Here is a 16,538-nt window from a genome sequence, read left to right on the forward strand (position 1 = left end):
CTCGTCGACGTGCGTCGAACACACGTCCAGTCGCGCATTCTTACCAGGCCCGCCCGACAGTTTCCGCACTCACCCCACGGGCCCCAGCGGTAACAACCTTTTTCGCAGCTCGGCACCGGGGTTACCATGACCGCATGACGCCCGCCACCCGACTGACGGCCCGGCCCGGCCGCGACGCGCTCGTGGTGTCCGCGCTCGACGAGCTCAGCGGCCCCGAGACCGGCGTCGTCGAGCTCCCGCACCGCATGGTCTGGCAGGCCGCCGACCAGCGCCGCTTCGACCTCGACGACCCCTGGTCCCGCGGCCGCGCCTACGAGATCGTGCTCCGCGAGGCGGTCCGGCACGACGAGCTGCGCGCGCTGCTCAGCGCCCGCCTGCTGCGCGCCATCTGGAACGATCTGCACCTGCCACGCGGCGTCCGCAAAGCCTGGCAGGCCCGGTTCCCGCAGCTCACGCCCGCCCTCGACCTGGCATGGCCGACCGCGGCCTGATGCGGCTGCACCCCGCCCACGCACGGATCGCCCGGATCGCGCTCGCCGTGGCGAACCGGCACGGGTTCGCCCTCGGCGGCGGCCTCGCGCTGATCGCCCACGGCGTCGTCCACCGGCCCACCGAGGACGTGGACCTGTTCTCCGACGTCGCCGGCAGCGTGCCCGCCGCGACCCGGCTGGTCACGCACGCACTGCGCGAGGCCGGGTTCCACGTCGAGGAGATCGAGGACGAGACCGGCTACCTCGGCGAGCACCTGTCCGAACTCGAGATCACCGATCCGGAGCGCTCCGGCGTCGCGATCCAGGTCAGCCTCGGCGAGCTGCACCGGGCCCGCTCACCTGTGGTCCTTGACCTGATCGGCCCGGTGATGGACCTCGCGGACCTGCGCGCCTGGAAGGTCTCCGCACTCGTCTCCCGCGCCGAGCCGCGCGACTACATCGACGTGGCAGCGTTCCTGCGGGACACCGACGCGCTGACGCTGATCGGGCTGGCCCGCACCGTCGACCCGGAGATCGAGCCGGAGGACATCGCCCGGATCCGGCCGCGCCTGGACCGCATGCCGGACCGTGAGTTCAAGGCCTACGGCCTCACCGACGATCACGTTGCCGAGCTGCGCACACGCTTCACCGGGTGGCCGCTCTAAAGCAGCTCGGACAGGTGCGCGTCGATCGCGTCGTGCGCGTCCGCGGGGGAGAGGTGACCGAGCAGCAGCGGCGCCCGGAGTCCGTCGATCAGCGCCAGCAGCCGGGTCGCGTCCACCGGCGTGCGGCCGAACCGCGCCAGGTGCCCGACGAAGAACGCGCGCGCGTTCTTGTGTGCGACGCCGAGCGCGGCCGCGACAAGCGGGTCTCCGGCCGCGACGCCCTGGAACGCCAGCGCCACCCGCGCGTCCGCCCGGGCCGGCTCGGAGAACGGCAGCATCTCCGTGACAAGCGTGGTCGCGGCCTCACGCGGGGACGCGCCGGGGGTGACCGCGGCCAGCACGCGTACCCGGAAACGCTCGTTGATCCTGGTCAGCGCGAACAGCACCATCTCCTCGCGGGTGGCGAAACAGCGCTGGACCGCGCCGAGCGACACCCCGGCCGCGGCCGCAGTCTCCCGCATCGTGGCGGCGGCCATGCCCCGCGCCTCGACCAGCCGCAGCAGCGCGTCGGCGATCTCCCGCCGGCGGGCGTCCAGATCCACTGTCCTCGGCACGCGCACACCTTCCCGATACAACTGTATTGATTCGATCACGTCCGCAGTTTACGATACAGGTGTATCGACTCAACGGGGGAGGCGCTCCATGACCGTGCAATACGCCCACAACGGCGACGTCCGCATCGCCTACGAGCGCTTCGGCAACGACGAGGGAGAGCCACTGCTCTTCCTCAACGGGCTCGGCCGCCCGATGACCTGGATCCCGGACGGCCTCTGCCACCTGCTCGTCGCCTACGGATTCAGCGTCGTCCGCTACGACCACCGCGACAGCGGACTCTCCACCCACTTCGACACGCACCGGCCCGAGAGCCACTTCGCCTCGATCCTGCGCCCGAGCCGCCGCCCGCCGTACCCGCTTACCGCGTTCACCGACGACGCGGCCGCGGTCCTCGACACCCTCGGCTGGCCCTCCGCGCACCTGGTCGGCGGCTCGATGGGCGCCGGTCTCGCGCTCCTGCTCGCGGTCCGCGCGCCCGACCGGGTCCGCAGCCTCACCCTCACCACCGCCACCTACCTGCCCGGCGCCCGCGCGTTCTTCCGCCACATCCGGCCCAACGTCTTCTTCGGGCTCGCCGGCAAACGGTTCACCAAGGACGCGGAGGGGGAGGGGGAGATGACCGCGGCCGTCCAGCGCCTCCTCGCCTCACCACACGCCGAGTTCGACGAGGAGGCCGCCCGCGAGGTCGGCCGGCGCAGCTACCACAGGCGCCCCTTCGACCCGCGCGCCGAGCGCCGCCAGCTCTCCGCCGGCCGCACGAACGAGACCTGGGCGTTCGACAGGCTGCCGCAGGTACCCATCCAGGTCATCAACGGGCTCGACGACCCGATCGTGCGCGCCAGCGGCGGGCTCGACCTCGCCCGCCGCCTGCGCGCCCCGATCCGGTTCTACCCCGGCATGGGCCACAACCTGCCGGCCCCGGTCTGGGAGATGCTCGCGACAGACATCCGCGCGCTCATGTCCGACGCGCGATCGACTCGGCGATCCGCCTGATCCGCTGCAGACGCCGATCCCAGTCGGCGCCGACCTCGGCCAGCTGCGCCACCGCACGGGCCAGCTGCGCCTCGTCCACCCGGTACCGCCGCTCACGGCCGGCGGCGGTGCCGTGCACCAGGCCCACCCGGTCCAGCACCACTAGGTGCTTCGCCACCGCCTGACGCGTCACCGGCAGCCGCTCGGCCAGCCCGGTCGCGGTCCCGTCACCATCGGCAAGCAGCAGGTCGAGCATCTGCCGCCGGATCGGATCGCCGATGGCCGACCACAGCGCGTCGTCCACCGCAGTCGTCACGCCGCGATCTTCGCCGCGTACACCGGCAGGCGCGCCAGGAAGAAGTCCCAGCCGGTCACGTGGTCCGCGTGCGCCGCGACCGCTGTCGCCTCGTCCCAGCCGCGCTCCCGGAAGCCGCTCTCCGTCATCCGCAGCAGCGTGCCGCCGTCCACCGGCTCCAGCACGAACACCACAAGGAACGAGTTGCCCGGCGCGGCCGCCTCGCCCTCCGGATGCGTCCACCGGAACGAGAACGTGCGCGGCGGCACCGCGTCGACCACCGTGAACCGCTCCCGCTTGTCCGCGCCGAAGCTGATCCAGCCGTCGCCGCCGGTCAGGTCCGCGTCGTCAGGCCACCACTCACGCAGGTGCTCCGGCTTGCTGAGCACGTCGTAGACGATCTCCGGCGGTGCCTCGATCCTGACCTGCCGCTCAAGCGTGCCGTGTTCCATGAGAACCGCCTTTCGCAACCTTTGGTTGCACATCAGGCTAGCGGAGAACCGGCTCGCTGTGAAGCCGGGGGATGACTACGCTGCGCACCATGTTCCCCCCAGTGAAGATCACCTCCGGCGGGTCGGAGATCCGCGAGTTCGGGCCACAGGACGCGGCACAGGTCACGGCCTTCCTGGCGGCGGGGGACCGGACCGCACTGCCGCCCGGCGGGCCCGCCACCACCGCCGACGTGGATCACTGGCTAGCCGACACCGTCCACCGGCGGCGCCTGGACGGCGACGGCGTGCACCTGGCCATCGTGGATACCGTCAGCGGCGACATCGTCGGCAGCACCGGACTGCGCGACACCGACTGGGCGGCCGGCAGCAGCGAGATCGGCTACGGCGTGCGGACCGACCGGCGCGGCCGCGGACATGCGACGGAGGCAGCCGGCGCGGTGGCGCGATGGGCACTCACCGCGGGCGGCCTGCGCCGGATCGTGCTTCACGCGCGCGCTGACAATGCGGCCTCGCTGCGCGTCGCGGCCAAGGCCGGTTTCCACCGCGAGGGCACGCTGCGCCTGGCCGACTGGGACGGCGAGACCGCCCACGACCTCGCCGCCTTCTCGATGATCGCCACCGACCTGTAGCCGGCGGCGCTGCCGACCCGCTGTCCATGCCGCTCCCCTAGCTGTTCGATAATGCACATTATGTCAACTAGCTAGGGTCAGCCCAGCCGACGCACCCCCGAAAGACCCTCGAAACCCCCAAGACCCACACCCATGATCATCTGGGGGTACGCCGGGCCGCGCGCCTCCTCCGAGACCGGCTCCGCCGTGGACGGACGGTTGAAGAACATGCGTGGCACGGTGGCGCGTCCACAGAACGCCGCGAAGCGCGCGCCGGCAAGGCGTTGTGGAGGTGCAACTACGAAAGGCCCTGTTCGCACTGGAAGCCGGCACCCCACCCCCACCGCGTCATGGCCGCCGGGCACGGTTGCCGGGCGGTTCACCCGCGGCCGCACCCTGAGCCGTCCGGCACCCGGATCCGGCGGAGCCGGGCAAACAGGTCGTGGTGCGCCGGACGCGCGTACCGCTGAGGTGATTTTCTGGTCTTTATGGTTTTTTGCTGCATAATATTCCTTATGCAGCACATAGCGGACGAAACGCTCAGGCGGGACGAGAAGCTCATTGTTCTCATCGAGGACTTCCTCGGGGCGCGGGCGATCCGGAAGCCGTCGGCGCACACGCTTGCGGCCTACCGGCGAGATCTGGTCGCCATCGCCCGGCTGCTCACGGACGGTGACCTCGCGCCGGACGACGCCACTCCCCTCCCCCTGGCCACGCTTCCGATCTCCGCGGTGACCACCCGCCGCCTGCGGGCCGCGTTCGGGCATTTCGCCGCTCCCCGGGCCGCCGCCTCGGTCTATCGCGCCTGGTCGACGTGGAACAGCTTTTTCGCGTTCCTGGTGGCGGACGGGCGGGTGCCGGGCAATCCGATGTCCGCGGTGGACAAGCCGCGGGTGCCGGCGCCGACGCCGAAGCCGCTGCGGGGTGAGGAGACGCCGGAGCGGCTACTTGAGGCGGTTGCGGAGGGTGACGGCCGGCAGCGGCATCCGTGGCCGGAGCGGGATCTCGTCGTGCTCGCGCTGGCGTTGTGCGCGGGGTTGCGGCTGGCGGAGCTGCTTGAGTTGCGGGTCGGTTCGATCGTGGGGCGTGCGGGTGAGCGGCGGGTCGAGGTGATCGGGAAGGGTGGGCGGCCCCGGTCGGTGCCGATCGAGCCGGAGTTGGATGCGATCGTGCAGCGTTATCTGGAGTCGCGGCGGCACCGGTTCGGGGTGCGCAGCGCGGGTGGGGAGTCGCCGTTGCTTGTCGACCGGTTCGCCGCTCCCCTGCGCCGTGGCGGCCTGCAGTATCTGGTGGAGTCGTGTTACCGGCGTGCCGGGATCATGGACCGGGTGCCGGCGGGCGCGCAGTTGCACGCGTTGCGGCACACGTTCGCGACGCGGCTTGCGGAGGACGGGGCGAGCGCGTCGGAGATCATGCGGTTGCTGGGGCATGCGACGTTGACGACGAGTCAGAACTACATCGACGTGACAGCGGGTCAGCAGCGTGCGGCGATCAAGGCGAACCGGACCAATCGGTCGCTGGCGCGGCTCGCGGTGCGCGACAGCGAGTAGGAGGGTGGAGAGCGGGCGGTAGCGGGACGGTGCACACTTGTGGATGTGAGTTACGACCAGGAGCCGCACGATCCCTACGCGGACACCGCGCGCCTGTCCCCCGCGCCGCCGACCTCGCCGTGGCGTGAGCCGGAGCCGTGGCGTGAGCCGGATCCGACGAAGCACGATTTAGAGGCTTACAGTCCCCCGCAGGCGCCGATGAGTCCACCATCTGCGCCGATGCCGCCGGTCTATACCCCGCCGGCTCCGACGTACCAGCAGCAGATGCAGCCCTACCAGCAGCACCCGGGCTATCCCCCGCCCTCCCGGCCGCTGAAGTCGACGTCGGCCGCGGTGATGCTCGAGTTGTTCCTCGGCCTGTTCGGGCTGTTCGGCGTGGGGGCGCTCTATGCGAACCGGTCTGGTCTGGGCATCACGCTGATGGTGAGTTACTGGATCCTGTTCTGGATCAACATGGCGCTTGTGTTCATCGTTGTCGGGCTGTTCACCGCCCCGATCACCTGGCTGTTCTACATGATCCTGTCGCCGGTGCTGGCCGCCCGCGCGGTCGACCAGCACAACGCCGCCTACTGACGTCCGCCGCTGCGCCGGGCCCGGGCCGCCCAGATCGCGTAGGCCGGGTCCCGGTCGAGGTTGTGCCGGTCCCGGTCGTAGCGGCGGGTGGTGCGCGGGTCGGCGTGGCCCATCGCGTCCTGCACGTCTTCGAGCGGCACGCCTTCGGAGCGTGCGGTGGTGGCGAAGGCGTGCCGCAGCGAGTGTGGTGAGAGCTGTTCCCAGGCGGGGAGGCCGGCGTCCCGGGCGAGCTGCCGGACCAGCCGGAACACCGCGTGCCGGTCGAGGCGCCCGCCGCGTGCGGTGACGAGCAGTGGCCCGTCGAGCACGGGCCCGCCTTCGGTGGCGGCGCGGGCGTGCAGGTAGGCGTCGACGGCGGCGGCGGTGCCGGGGGCGAGTGCGCGGCGGCGGGCCTTGCCGCCCTTGCCGGTGAACCGGACCGCGCGGTGTCCCCGTTCGTAGCCGAGGTCTGTCACGTCGAGTCCGCAGAGTTCGCCGACGCGCAGGCCGAGGTCGGCGAGGAGCGCGAGGGCGGCGCGGGTGCGGTCCGCGGTCGGGCCGGTGGCGGCATCCGCGGCGGCGAGGAGCGCGTCGACCTCGGCCGGGGTCAGTCCGACAGTGCCGGAGTGGTCGCGGTCGACGTGCGGGCGGTCCGCGCCGGAGACCGGGTTGGCGGGCAGGGCCTGGAGTTTGGTGAGGAAGTCGTACCAGCTGGACATGGCGGAGAGTTTGCGGGCGACAGTGGTCGCGGCGAGCGTGGTCTCCAGCTCGCGTGCGTACGTGTTGACCTGGAGGAAGGTGACGGCGAGCGGGGAGATGCCGTGGTCGTCGCACCAGGTGAGCCAGCCGGTGATGTCGCGTTTGTAGGCGGCGCGGGTGTGGGCGGAGAGTCGGCGGTTGGCCAGCCACGCGTCGGTGAACTCGGTGGCGGCGCCGCCTCCGGCTTCGAGTGCGCGGCGGGCGGCCGGGACGATAGTGCCGATCTCCACAGTGTTAAGACTATCGGGTGGTCTGCGGCGTTTCGCTCCTACCTGAGGGTGATCTGTCGGCGCTGTCGGCGGCCTACCGTGGCGGTCGTGACGGACACGGATTTGCAGGCGGAATTGATCGAGATGGGCCGGATCGACCTGGAGGTGACGACGGCCGCGCTCGACCAGGAGGACTACGAGGCGCAGTTGGCGTGGCGGCGGGTGACCGCGGCGCACGCGGAGCGGCTGTCGGAGATCCTGGACGTGCACGGCTGGCCGGGTGACGATCTGGTCGGCCGGCCCGCGTCCCAGGCGGCGTGGAAGGTCGCACAGCACGCCGATCATCGGCTTGACGTGCAGCGGCTGGCGTTGACGTTGTTGTCCGAGGCGGTGGCGGAGGGCCGGGCCGGTTCGCGGGATCTGGCCTTCCTGACCGACCGGGTGCGGGTCAACGAGGGGCGGCGGCAGATCTACGGCACCCAGATCGCGGGGGTACGGGACGGCCTGCCGGTCCCGTGGCCGTGCGAGGAGCCGGAGCGCCTGGAGGCGTTGCGGGCGGAGGCCGGCATCGAGTCGTTCGCCGCGCAGGTGTCGCCCGCCGGCTGATGCGGTCGCCCGTTAGCTGATGCGGAGGAGGGCGGCCGTGGCGTTGTCCTGGCCGCCCGCGCGCAGCGAGTCCTCGACCAGCCCCGCCGCGATCTCGGTGAGCGGGGCACGGTCGCTCAGGCGCGCGTCGATGTGCTGGTAGTCGACCTGCTCCGCGATCCCGTCCGTGCAGACCAGGTAGGTGTCACCGGGCCGCAGCGTGACCGCGATCAGGTCGGCTTCCGGCGCGTCCGGGTGTCCCGCGTACCGGAACAGCTGGTAGCGGGCCAAGTGCGCCTGCGGTGAGTCGTGCGGGTACCAGCCGTTGACCGCGCCGAGCCAGGCCGCGGTGTGGTCGGTGGTGAGCAGTTCGAGCAGCGTGCCGCGCCGGCGGTAGACGCGTGAGTCCCCCAGCTGCACAATCCAGGCGAGGTCTGTGGGTCCCGGGATGAGCGCGGAGACCGTACAGCCGGTGAGCTGGCCGCCGAGCTGCCGTCCGGCCTCGCGCACGTCGTGTTGCACGGCCGCGACCGCCTCCCGCAGCGCCTCGGGTGTCCCCTTCGGGTGCGCGGTGAAGGTGGCCATCGCGGTCCGCCCGGCCGTCGCGCTCCCCTCGCTCGCGCCCATCCCGTCCGCGACGGCGAGCAGTTCGTCGCCCACGTGCAGGACGTCGTAGTTGGCCGGGTAGCGGTTGCCGACGCAGGTGCCGCCGGCCGCGGTCAGCCGCAGGGTGGGGTGCGGCAGCATGCGCTCGTCCAGGATCGTGGTAGTCACGTGCACAAGCGTGCCCCACGCCGCCCGGTGACGCGAACCTGCGAGCCTGTGAGCGGGCCGATGCCGGCCCCCGCCACCACGTCGGCCGGCGTGTCACTCCCGGACGAAGGAGAAGGATGATCCGTTCGTTCCGGGTTCGTCGTCGAGGGTGGGCCGATGGTGGAGCGCGAGCCCGACCGCGGCCAGGGACATGACGATGAAGACGAGGACGAGCAGCAGGACCAGCCGGGTGCCGCTGGAGGCGGACCGGAGCGAGAGCGACAGCACCGACGGCTCGGGGGTGGGGTCGGCCGAGGCGTGCAGCATCGGGTCGAGGAGGCCGCGCGCTGCTTCCGGGGAGACTGTGGAGGTCGACGGGACGCGGCCGGCGGGTCTCACCGGCAGGGCGGCGAGCGCCTCCGGTGCGGAGTCCGCGTCGGAGACGACGATGACCGCGCCGGCGAGGCCTCGCCTGTCAAGCAGGCCGAGCGCCTTTGCCGTGTGGTCGGCCGCGTCGGTCGTTTCTCCGGTCACGACGACCACCGGCGCGCCGAGCTGCGCGGCCAGGTCGGTGATGGTCCAGCCTTCACGGCCGGCCTGGGCGAGCAGGCTGGGCACGCCGACGATCAGCACCAGTCCGTGGGTTGCGGAGAACGTGGAGATGAGCGTGATCGCCTCTGCCCGTGATGGCTGGTCGCGGAGGGAGGCCCAGGTGCCCGCCCAGTCGTCCGGTGTGAGATCGCCGCCGATCACGACCCCGGCCACCCGCGCGGACGCGGACGCGGCCAGGGCGGCGACGGCGGCGCTGAGGTTGACGTCCGCGCAGGCCGGGACGATGATCCACGGTCCGCCGGCCGGCCATTGTCTGCCCATGGGAAATCCTAGGAGAGGCCGGGGTGGCGGAGGATCCAGGCGTCGATGCCGCCTGCGGTGACTGTGGCGTCGATGGTCCAGCCGCTGCGCTGGTAGATGCCGACGTTTTCCATGGTGCCGGTCTCCAGGACGGCGGGTACGCCGTCCGCGGCCGCGCGCCGCAGCCCGGGTTCCATGGCCGCGCGCCCGAGCCGTCGTCCGGCGTAGGCCGGGTCGCAGGCGAGGACGCCCAGGTACCAGTGGGGTTCGGTGGGCAGGTGCGGGTGGATCTGGGCGTCGTAGTCGTCGAGCCGGGCGGCGGTGTCGGCCGGGAGATAGGACGAGGGCGGTGCGGAGGGTGCGCCGGGTCCTGGGGCGTCCCACATGGCGACGGCCGCGCCTCCTTCGGCGATCCACACGGTGCCGGCGGCGACGCGCCGGTCGAAGAGGTGGCCGGCGAAGAGCGGGGCCTGGGTGGCGTAGGTGTCGCCGGGGAAGAGGTAGCGCAGGACGGGGTCGGTGGCGAACGCGGCGATGAACGTGCCGATGACCCGATCGCGATCGGAGGGTGTCGCTTGGGTGATCACCTGGTGACGATAACGTCCATGGTCATGGCGATCGACCCGACCCGGCTTCCCCGTACCGAGATGACGGTTCGCGACGCGGATTGGGCGCTTGACGACCTGTCCGGGCAGGTGCATGAGCGGACCGCGTTCGTCGGGGTCGATCTGACGGAGGCGACGAGCACGGGGGCGGTGTTCACCGACTGTGTGTTCACGCAGTGCCGGTTCAATGCGGGGGCGCACGTGCGTACCGCGATGACGAACTGTGTGTTTGTGGGTTGTTCGTTCTTCGAGGTGCGGCTGGAGGAGTGCAAGCTGGTCGGGAGCGTCTTCGAGGAGTGTGCGTTCGGTCTGGTGTCGGTGGTGGGCGGTGACTGGTCGTTCGTGTCGCTCGCCGGTGCGGATCTTCGCAAGGCCCACATCTCGGGGGTACGGATGCGCGAGGCGGATCTGTCCGGGGTGCGGGCGGCGCGCGCGACGCTCACGAACGTGGATCTGAGTGGTGCGTCTCTGCAGCGTGCTGATGTGTCTGGTGCGGATCTGCGCGGTTCGGATCTGACGTCGCTGGATCCGTTGACGGTGTTGCTGAAGGGCGCCGTGATCGACACGGTGCAGGCGGTGCAGATCGCCGGCGCCCTAGGCCTCAGCGTGCGGTGACCGGTCAGGCGCCGCCGACGGCGGAGGCGGTGGGGTGTTCGGGGATGTGGTGGACGCCGATGCGCTTGCGGAAGACCCAGTAGGTCCAGCCCTGGTAGAGCAGCACGATCGGGGTGACCAGGACCGCGACCCAGGTCATGATCTTCAGGGTGTACGGCGTGGACGACGCGTTGTCGACGGTCAGGCCGAATGCGGGGTCGGTGGTGGACGGCATCACGTTCGGGAACAGCACTGTGAACAGCGTGATCACGGCCAGCCCGATGGTGATCGCGGTGCCGACGAAAGCCCAGCCCTCGCGGCCGGCCCGGTTGGCGAGCAGCGCGCCGGCCAGGGCGAGTGCGGCGACGGTGGCGGTGACGACGGCGGCCGCGTTCCCGCCGTGGGCGGTGAGCGTCCAGCCGAGGAACGCGACGGCGAGGACTGCGGCGCCCAGTCCGGCGCGGCCGGCGATCCGGTTGGCGCGGTCGCGGATCTCGCCCTCGGTTTTGAGCGCGAGGAAGACCGCGCCGTGGGTGAGGCAGAGCGCGACCATGGTGACGCCGCCGAGCAGCGCGTACGGGTTGAGGAGGTTGACGAGCCCGCCGGTGTAGTCGTGGTTGGCGTCGAGTGGTACGCCGCGGACGATGTTCGCGAACGCGACGCCCCAGAGCAGCGCGGGCGTGTACGACCCGAAGATGATCGCGGCGTCCCAGTTGCGCTTCCAGCGGGCGTCGTCGCGTTTGCCGCGGTAGTCGAAGCCGGTGGCGCGGACGATGAGCGCGACCAGGATGAGCAGCAGCGGCAGGTAGAAGCCGGAGAAGAGGGTGGCGTACCACTCGGGGTAGGCGGCGAACATGGCGCCGCCGGCGGTGATCAGCCAGACCTCGTTGCCGTCCCAGACCGGGCCGATGGTGTTGATGACGACGCGGCGTTCGCGGTCGGTGCGGCCGACGATGGGCAGGAGCATGCCGACGCCGAAGTCGAAGCCTTCGAGGACGAAGTAGCCGACGAAGAGCACGGCGATGAGGATGAACCAGAAATCAGCGAGTTCCATTGTCGTGTCTGCTCTCAGGCTCAGTAGGCGAACGCGAGCGGGCGGCTGTCGTCGTTCTTCTCGTCGTCGGTCGGCTCCGGGTCGAGTTCGGGCAGGCCGGCCTTGGCGTACTTGAGAAGCAGTTTGACCTCGACGACCGCGAGCGCGGCGTAGAGCAGCGTGAACGTGGTGAACGAGGTGAGGACCTCGGCGAGGGAGACGCTGCGGGAGACGCCGTCGCGGGTGAGCATCTCGCCGAAGACGATCCACGGCTGGCGGCCCATCTCGGTGAAGATCCAGCCGAACGAGTTCGCCGCGAGCGGGAGCAGCGGGAGGGTGAGCGTGAGCCAGAGCAGCGGCTTGTACGTCGGGGTGCGTCCGCCGCGGGTGAACCAGAGTGCGAGCAGCGCGACGCCGGCGGCCGCCAGTCCGAAGAAGATCATCATGCGGAACGACCAGTAGGTGACCGGGATGATCGGCGCGTAGTTGACGCCCGCGCCGTACTGCGCGGTGTACTGCTCCTGGAGGTTGTTGATGCCTTCGATCTCCGCGTGGATGTCGCCCTTGCCGAGCCAGGAGAGCAGGTTTGGGACGGTGATGGCGAAGACTTCGCGGCTGCCGTCGAGGCTGCCGATGGTCAGGATCGAGAGCGGCGCGGAGCTTGTCGTCTCGTAGAGTCCTTCGGCCGCGGCCATCTTCATCGGCTGGACCTCGGTCATGATCTTGCCTTGGAAGTCGCCGGAGATCAGCACGCCTGCCGTGGCGATGAGGGTGACCCAGCCGCCGAACGTCACCGCGGTACGGAACGTGTCCTTCTGCTCCTCGCGGCCCCGGTAGAGGTGCCAGAGCGCGACCGCGACGATGAGTCCGCCCGCGGTCATCAGTGCGCCGAAGAACGTGTGCGGGAACGTGACGAGCGTGACCTTGTTGGTGAGCAGCGCGCCGATCGAGTTCAGCTCCGCGCGGCCGGTGTCCGGGTTGAGGTGGAAGCCGACCGGGTTCTGCATGAACGAGTTCGCCGCGAGGATGAAGTACATGCTCAGGATCGTGCCGATCGACGCGGCCCAGATCGTGGCGAGGTGGATGCGCTTCGGCAGCTTCTCCCACCCGAAGATCCACAGGCCGAGGAACGTCGACTCGAGGAAGAACGCGACGAGCGCCTCGATCGCCAGCAGAGAGCCGAACACGTCCCCGACGAACCGGGAGTAGTCCGACCAGTTCATGCCGAACTGGAACTCCTGCACGATGCCGGTGACGATGCCCATCGCGAAGTTGATCAGGAAGAGCTTCCCGAAGAACTTCGTCAGCCGCAGCCACTTCTCGTCGCGCGTGCGGTACCAGACGGTCTGCATGATCGCCACGAGCAGCGACAGGCCGATCGTGAGCGGTACGAACAGGAAGTGGTAGACGGTCGTCACCCCGAACTGCCACCGCGCGACATCCAACGCGTCCAAAGCTCCCCCACCCTCAGATATCTACTACACGCAATCATACTACGAACCGTAGTAGATGATACGCGCCCCCGGGCCGCCCGCGCAGGGCCGTTGGACCCGAGCCGGCGGGCTCCTTGACTTCGACAGCCTGGGTGTCTAAGTTTTCGTTCGACACCCAGGCTGTCTAGTTTGAGGAGCGTTACCGATGCACGCCACGATCCCCGAGGCCACCCACCACCACGCCGACATCAACGGCACCCGGCTGCACTACGTGTCCGCCGGCGACCAGGGCACACCGGTCCTGCTCGTCCACGGCTGGCCGGAGACCTGGTGGGCGTTCCGCACCCTGATCCCCCTGCTGGCCGGGTCACACCGCGTCTACGCGCTCGACCTGCGCGGCTTCGGCGACTCCGGCAACGCGGACGGCGACTACAGCGAGCCCGCCTTCGCCGAGGACCTGCACCAGCTCGTCGCCCACCTCGGCGCCGGCCCGGTCCACGTGGTCTGCCAGGACATCAGCGGCGGCCTCACCTTCCACTTCGCCGCCACCCACCCGGAAGACGTCCGCAGCTTCACCGCGATCGAGTCGACAATCGCCGGGTACGGCCTGGAGGCCCTCGCCGACGTCCAGAACGGCGGATCCTGGCACGTCGGCTTCCTCGGCGCACCAGGCATCCCGGAGCTGCTGCTGCCCGGCCGCGAGCGGGAACTCCTCGCCGGATGGGCATACCCGATGATGGGCGCAACCCCCGATGCGGTAGGTGAGACCGACGTCGACGAGTTCGTCCGCACCTACTCACGCCCCCACGCGTGGCGCGGAACGGCCGGCCTCTACCAGTCACTCTTCGCCGACAAGGGCCGCACGCGCGCCCTCGCCGAGGCCCACCCGCTCTCGGTCCCGGTCCTCACCGTCGACGCCGCCAGCCACCCATTCACCCAGAACACGTTCCGCCAGGTCACCGCCGGCGAGATAACCGCCGTACACCTGGAGGGCGTCGGCCACCTGGTCGCCCAAGAGGCCCCCGAGCGCCTCGCAGCCGCACTCCTCGAGTTCACCGCCCGCGTCGACGGCTGACCCACCACCGGCCCCGGACCAGCGACCGCATAGTCGAGCCGATCGCCGACAGCCCTTCCCGCCCGCACTCCCCCGGCCACCGCAGAACCGGTTCCTCCGGCGGGGGAACCCCGGAGGTTCGCCCACCGAAGCGACTCTGTTGCACATGCCGGACCCGCTCGGCCACCACCTGATCGACCCAACGCCCGCCAGAAATATCGAGACACCGAGATTTCCCGGACGGGGCCCAAACCGGCACTCCGCGCCCGAAATTTCATAATATAGACCCCCTTGACGCACGATCACCCTGACCGCGCGGTCAACAAATCCCTTGCCGCCGGTACGTCGCACTGCCGTAAATCAGCAACGACCGGTAGATCAACGGCCAGGTGCAGCATGAGCACGTCATTCACCGCGAATAGCGTGCTCACACCTCACCTGAGGTCCGTCGCCACTGCCATCAATCAGCAACAGCCGATAGATCAACGGCCAGGTGAGGCGTGAGCACGTCATTCGCCCCGAATAACGTGCTCACGCCTCACCTGACGCCCTCCATCCTCGTCGCTTCTCCGCATTTCACCCATATCCCCGCCCCGCCGCCCAGCCCGACCCCGCCTTTGATCTTGTGTCGTGTGCGCAGCACACAAAGGTGACCGCCTGGCTGCCCCGTCTGCCATCGACCCGCCCTTCGGGGAGCAGATCATCGGCAGGGCCGCCACCAACGGGCAGATACCAACACCCCGCAGCGCGACCAGAAACACGCGCCCACCCACGAAACCGCAGCCCGGCGAACCCAGCGCGACCAGCAGACCCGTGAGACCCGATCAAGACGGCGTCATCACCACCCAGCCTGGCGGCCCTGCCGATGATCTGCTCGGCTCTGCCCGGGTCGATGGCAGACGGGGCAGACAGGCCACACGAAACCCAACCACAGACAGGCTTTAGCAGCGAAGCTGAAAGTGCTTTCGGTTGCCCCGGAGCCGGAGCACTCCCCCCGGAGGGCCGCCGGAGGCAAAAAGAACCGCCGCCAATCCGCCCAACACCACCGATAGACAAAAATATCGCGCCAGGCCGCCGTCAACGTGATGCGTTTCGTCGTGCCGAAGGGCGCGCTCCGCCACCGGCCAACACAGGCCAACACTTCGGACCGCCCAACACCCGTCTCCGAACCGAGGCCACCGAGAGTCTGAGTCCGGTAGTACAGGCCGAAAAAGCAACGGACACGGCTGACCTGCACTGATGCACGCGCAGGCCACGCGGCCCCGAAGAAATATTCGGCAAGGCCGCCGTCTATTTCACTCACCGTGACGCCGCGATCGACGTGTTCGACATCGGCGGGGAACTAACTGTGTAGGCGTGAACGAGCCACACAGCATGGCCACCCACCGCGACCCGGCACGACTGCGCGCAGGCTCGCCGACCTCGCCGCCGCCAGGCCACCCCCGCGCCTGTTCCATCCATGTCGCCGGCTGGCTATTCGGTGGCGGGCAGAAGCAGTGCCTGCAGCCGGCCTGCCGCCGAGACACCAGGCCCAAACCGTTCCTCACGACGATCCTGAAGCTCCGCATCCGTGATCCCCACCGCCAGCTGACAACGACGGTACTACCGACCTTTCGCGGTCAGGGTGTGGACGCGTCAGGGGCTTCTATATACCGAAATTTCGGGCGCGGAGTGCCCGACTCACACCCCGACCGCGAAACCTCAGTAAACCGTTTTCATGGCGCCGGCGTCCACGAGCCAGTTCGCGCCCATCGCGCTCGGCATGGTCGGGGACGCCAGCAGCAGCACCACGCGGGCGATCTCGTCCGGCTCGATCAGGGCGCCGGTCAGCATGCCGCCCTGCCCGGGCATTGCGGCCACCAGTGCGGCGTGGTCCATGCCAAGGTGCACAGCCAGCTGCGCGACGTAGCCGTCCTTGCCCTCCATGATGGTCGTGCGCGTGCCGCTGGGGGTGACCACGTTGACCCGGACACCCTGCGCGCCCACTTTCTCGGCCAGCCCTCGGGAGAACGCGTTGAGGGCTGCCTTGGCCGTCGCGTAGGGCAGCGGCGCCGCCCCGGGGCGCAGGGCGCTGTCGGAGCTGATGCTGACGACGGCTCCTCGCGACTGGAGCAGGGCGGGCAGCGCGGCCCGGGTGGTACGCACGGCAGCGTTGAGGTTCAGGGCGAACGCGCCGGTCCAGTCGTCGTCGCTGCCGTCGAGCGGATCGGTGAACGACCCGCCGCTCATGGTGCCGCCGCCGGCGTTGTTGACAAGCACATCGAGGCGGGGGTCGGCGGCGAGCGCTGCCTCGACCGCGCGCCGCGGGCCGTCCGGCTCGGCGAGGTCGGCGGCCACGAACGTGGCGCCGGTGGCCTCGAGCTCGGGGGTGCTGGTCCGGGACACTGCGGTGACCGAGGCACCCTCGGCCACGAAGGCCGCGACGATCGCGAGGCCGATGCCCTTGCTCGCCCCGGTGACGAGAACACGCTTGCCTGTCAGTTCAAGATTCATGCCACAACTGCAACACGGCAGTCTCAGTTATGTCAATAACTGTGACATT

19 protein-coding genes are annotated in these 16,538 nt (G+C 70.0%); 9 read left to right on the forward strand and 10 right to left on the reverse strand.

The annotated features are described in order from the left end of the window. The first annotated feature begins 134 nt into the window (after window positions 1-134). Together ACIA8K_RS16075 and ACIA8K_RS16080 are read left to right on the forward strand one after the other, a co-directional pair. Window positions 135-491 carry a hypothetical protein gene (locus ACIA8K_RS16075; RefSeq protein ID WP_396059377.1) on the forward strand — a complete coding sequence of 119 codons (357 nt, stop codon included), beginning with the start codon at window positions 135-137 and terminating at the stop codon, window positions 489-491. Continuing rightward, a complete protein-coding gene (locus ACIA8K_RS16080) occupies window positions 473-1,135 on the forward strand; it encodes a nucleotidyl transferase AbiEii/AbiGii toxin family protein (protein WP_396059379.1) in 663 nt (220 codons plus the stop codon). The genes ACIA8K_RS16075 and ACIA8K_RS16080 overlap by 19 nt, the downstream gene beginning before the upstream one ends. Here ACIA8K_RS16080 and ACIA8K_RS16085 read toward each other — a convergent pair. After that, the gene (locus tag ACIA8K_RS16085) at window positions 1,132-1,689 is read right to left on the reverse strand and encodes a TetR/AcrR family transcriptional regulator (RefSeq protein ID WP_396059381.1); all 558 of its coding nucleotides are present in this window, start codon (window positions 1,687-1,689) and stop codon (window positions 1,132-1,134) included. The genes ACIA8K_RS16080 and ACIA8K_RS16085 overlap by 4 nt on opposite strands. 88 nt (window positions 1,690-1,777) lie before the next feature. Here ACIA8K_RS16085 and ACIA8K_RS16090 point away from each other — a divergent pair, with 88 nt between their 5' ends. Further along, complete coding sequence (locus ACIA8K_RS16090; RefSeq protein WP_396059383.1) at window positions 1,778-2,683, forward strand: alpha/beta fold hydrolase; 906 nt, start codon at window positions 1,778-1,780, stop codon at window positions 2,681-2,683. Here ACIA8K_RS16090 and ACIA8K_RS16095 read toward each other — a convergent pair. Both ACIA8K_RS16095 and ACIA8K_RS16100 read right to left on the reverse strand, forming a co-directional pair. Then, the gene (locus ACIA8K_RS16095) at window positions 2,646-2,978 is read right to left on the reverse strand and encodes an ArsR/SmtB family transcription factor (RefSeq protein ID WP_396059385.1); all 333 of its coding nucleotides are present in this window, start codon (window positions 2,976-2,978) and stop codon (window positions 2,646-2,648) included. The genes ACIA8K_RS16090 and ACIA8K_RS16095 overlap by 38 nt on opposite strands. After that, a complete protein-coding gene (locus ACIA8K_RS16100; RefSeq protein WP_396059387.1) occupies window positions 2,975-3,409 on the reverse strand; it encodes an SRPBCC domain-containing protein in 435 nt (144 codons plus the stop codon). The genes ACIA8K_RS16095 and ACIA8K_RS16100 overlap by 4 nt, the downstream gene beginning before the upstream one ends. Before the next feature lie 89 nt (window positions 3,410-3,498). On the opposite strand from ACIA8K_RS16100, the gene ACIA8K_RS16105 reads away from it, so the two are divergent. The 3 genes from ACIA8K_RS16105 (at window position 3,499) to ACIA8K_RS16115 (ending at window position 6,140) form a co-directional block, all read left to right on the forward strand. Continuing rightward, window positions 3,499-4,038, forward strand: a complete 540-nt coding sequence (locus ACIA8K_RS16105) for a GNAT family N-acetyltransferase (RefSeq protein WP_396059389.1) — start codon at window positions 3,499-3,501, stop codon at window positions 4,036-4,038. 494 nt (window positions 4,039-4,532) lie between these two features. After that, a complete protein-coding gene (locus ACIA8K_RS16110) occupies window positions 4,533-5,567 on the forward strand; it encodes a tyrosine-type recombinase/integrase (RefSeq protein WP_396059391.1) in 1,035 nt (344 codons plus the stop codon). Between the two features lie 45 nt (window positions 5,568-5,612). Next, window positions 5,613-6,140, forward strand: coding sequence for a hypothetical protein (locus ACIA8K_RS16115; RefSeq protein ID WP_396059393.1), 528 nt, complete (start codon window positions 5,613-5,615; stop codon window positions 6,138-6,140). Here the strand turns inward: ACIA8K_RS16115 and ACIA8K_RS16120 are convergent. Beyond that, complete coding sequence (locus ACIA8K_RS16120) at window positions 6,134-7,102, reverse strand: tyrosine-type recombinase/integrase (protein ID WP_396059973.1); 969 nt, start codon at window positions 7,100-7,102, stop codon at window positions 6,134-6,136. The genes ACIA8K_RS16115 and ACIA8K_RS16120 overlap by 7 nt on opposite strands. Before the next feature lie 93 nt (window positions 7,103-7,195). Here ACIA8K_RS16120 and ACIA8K_RS16125 point away from each other — a divergent pair, with 93 nt between their 5' ends. After that, on the forward strand, window positions 7,196-7,693 hold the full coding sequence (locus ACIA8K_RS16125; RefSeq protein WP_396059395.1) for a DUF6624 domain-containing protein: 498 nt from the start codon (window positions 7,196-7,198) through the stop codon (window positions 7,691-7,693). A gap of 12 nt (window positions 7,694-7,705) precedes the next feature. On the opposite strand, the gene ACIA8K_RS16130 is transcribed toward ACIA8K_RS16125, so the two are convergent. The 3 genes from ACIA8K_RS16130 to ACIA8K_RS16140 all read right to left on the reverse strand — a co-directional run bounded on the left by ACIA8K_RS16130 (window position 7,706) and on the right by ACIA8K_RS16140 (window position 9,864). Then, window positions 7,706-8,446 carry a PP2C family protein-serine/threonine phosphatase gene (locus ACIA8K_RS16130; RefSeq protein ID WP_396059397.1) on the reverse strand — a complete coding sequence of 247 codons (741 nt, stop codon included), beginning with the start codon at window positions 8,444-8,446 and terminating at the stop codon, window positions 7,706-7,708. A 93-nt stretch (window positions 8,447-8,539) separates the two neighbouring features. Further along, window positions 8,540-9,298, reverse strand: a complete 759-nt coding sequence (locus ACIA8K_RS16135; RefSeq protein ID WP_396059399.1) for an AAA family ATPase — start codon at window positions 9,296-9,298, stop codon at window positions 8,540-8,542. Window positions 9,299-9,306: 8 nt separating this feature from the next. Then, window positions 9,307-9,864 (reverse strand): GNAT family N-acetyltransferase, encoded by a 558-nt coding sequence (locus tag ACIA8K_RS16140; protein WP_396059401.1) that lies wholly within the window; start codon window positions 9,862-9,864, stop codon window positions 9,307-9,309. Between the two features lie 24 nt (window positions 9,865-9,888). Here ACIA8K_RS16140 and ACIA8K_RS16145 point away from each other — a divergent pair, with 24 nt between their 5' ends. Continuing rightward, window positions 9,889-10,497, forward strand: a complete 609-nt coding sequence (locus tag ACIA8K_RS16145) for a pentapeptide repeat-containing protein (protein ID WP_396059403.1) — start codon at window positions 9,889-9,891, stop codon at window positions 10,495-10,497. Between the two features lie 4 nt (window positions 10,498-10,501). Here ACIA8K_RS16145 and cydB read toward each other — a convergent pair whose 3' ends face one another. Together cydB and ACIA8K_RS16155 are read right to left on the reverse strand one after the other, a co-directional pair. Next, complete coding sequence (cydB, locus tag ACIA8K_RS16150) at window positions 10,502-11,530, reverse strand: cytochrome d ubiquinol oxidase subunit II (RefSeq protein ID WP_396059405.1); 1,029 nt, start codon at window positions 11,528-11,530, stop codon at window positions 10,502-10,504. Between the two features lie 20 nt (window positions 11,531-11,550). Further along, window positions 11,551-12,963 carry a cytochrome ubiquinol oxidase subunit I gene (locus ACIA8K_RS16155; protein WP_396059407.1) on the reverse strand — a complete coding sequence of 471 codons (1,413 nt, stop codon included), beginning with the start codon at window positions 12,961-12,963 and terminating at the stop codon, window positions 11,551-11,553. Window positions 12,964-13,147: 184 nt separating this feature from the next. Here ACIA8K_RS16155 and ACIA8K_RS16160 point away from each other — a divergent pair, with 184 nt between their 5' ends. Next, on the forward strand, window positions 13,148-14,017 hold the full coding sequence (locus ACIA8K_RS16160; protein WP_396059409.1) for an alpha/beta fold hydrolase: 870 nt from the start codon (window positions 13,148-13,150) through the stop codon (window positions 14,015-14,017). A gap of 1,680 nt (window positions 14,018-15,697) precedes the next feature. Here the strand turns inward: ACIA8K_RS16160 and ACIA8K_RS16165 are convergent. Further along, window positions 15,698-16,489 (reverse strand): SDR family NAD(P)-dependent oxidoreductase, encoded by a 792-nt coding sequence (locus ACIA8K_RS16165; RefSeq protein WP_396059411.1) that lies wholly within the window; start codon window positions 16,487-16,489, stop codon window positions 15,698-15,700. Between the last annotated feature and the right edge of the window lie 49 nt (window positions 16,490-16,538).

The organism is Catenuloplanes sp. NPDC051500, assembly GCF_044454585.1.
GTDB lineage: Bacteria > Actinomycetota > Actinomycetes > Mycobacteriales > Micromonosporaceae > Catenuloplanes.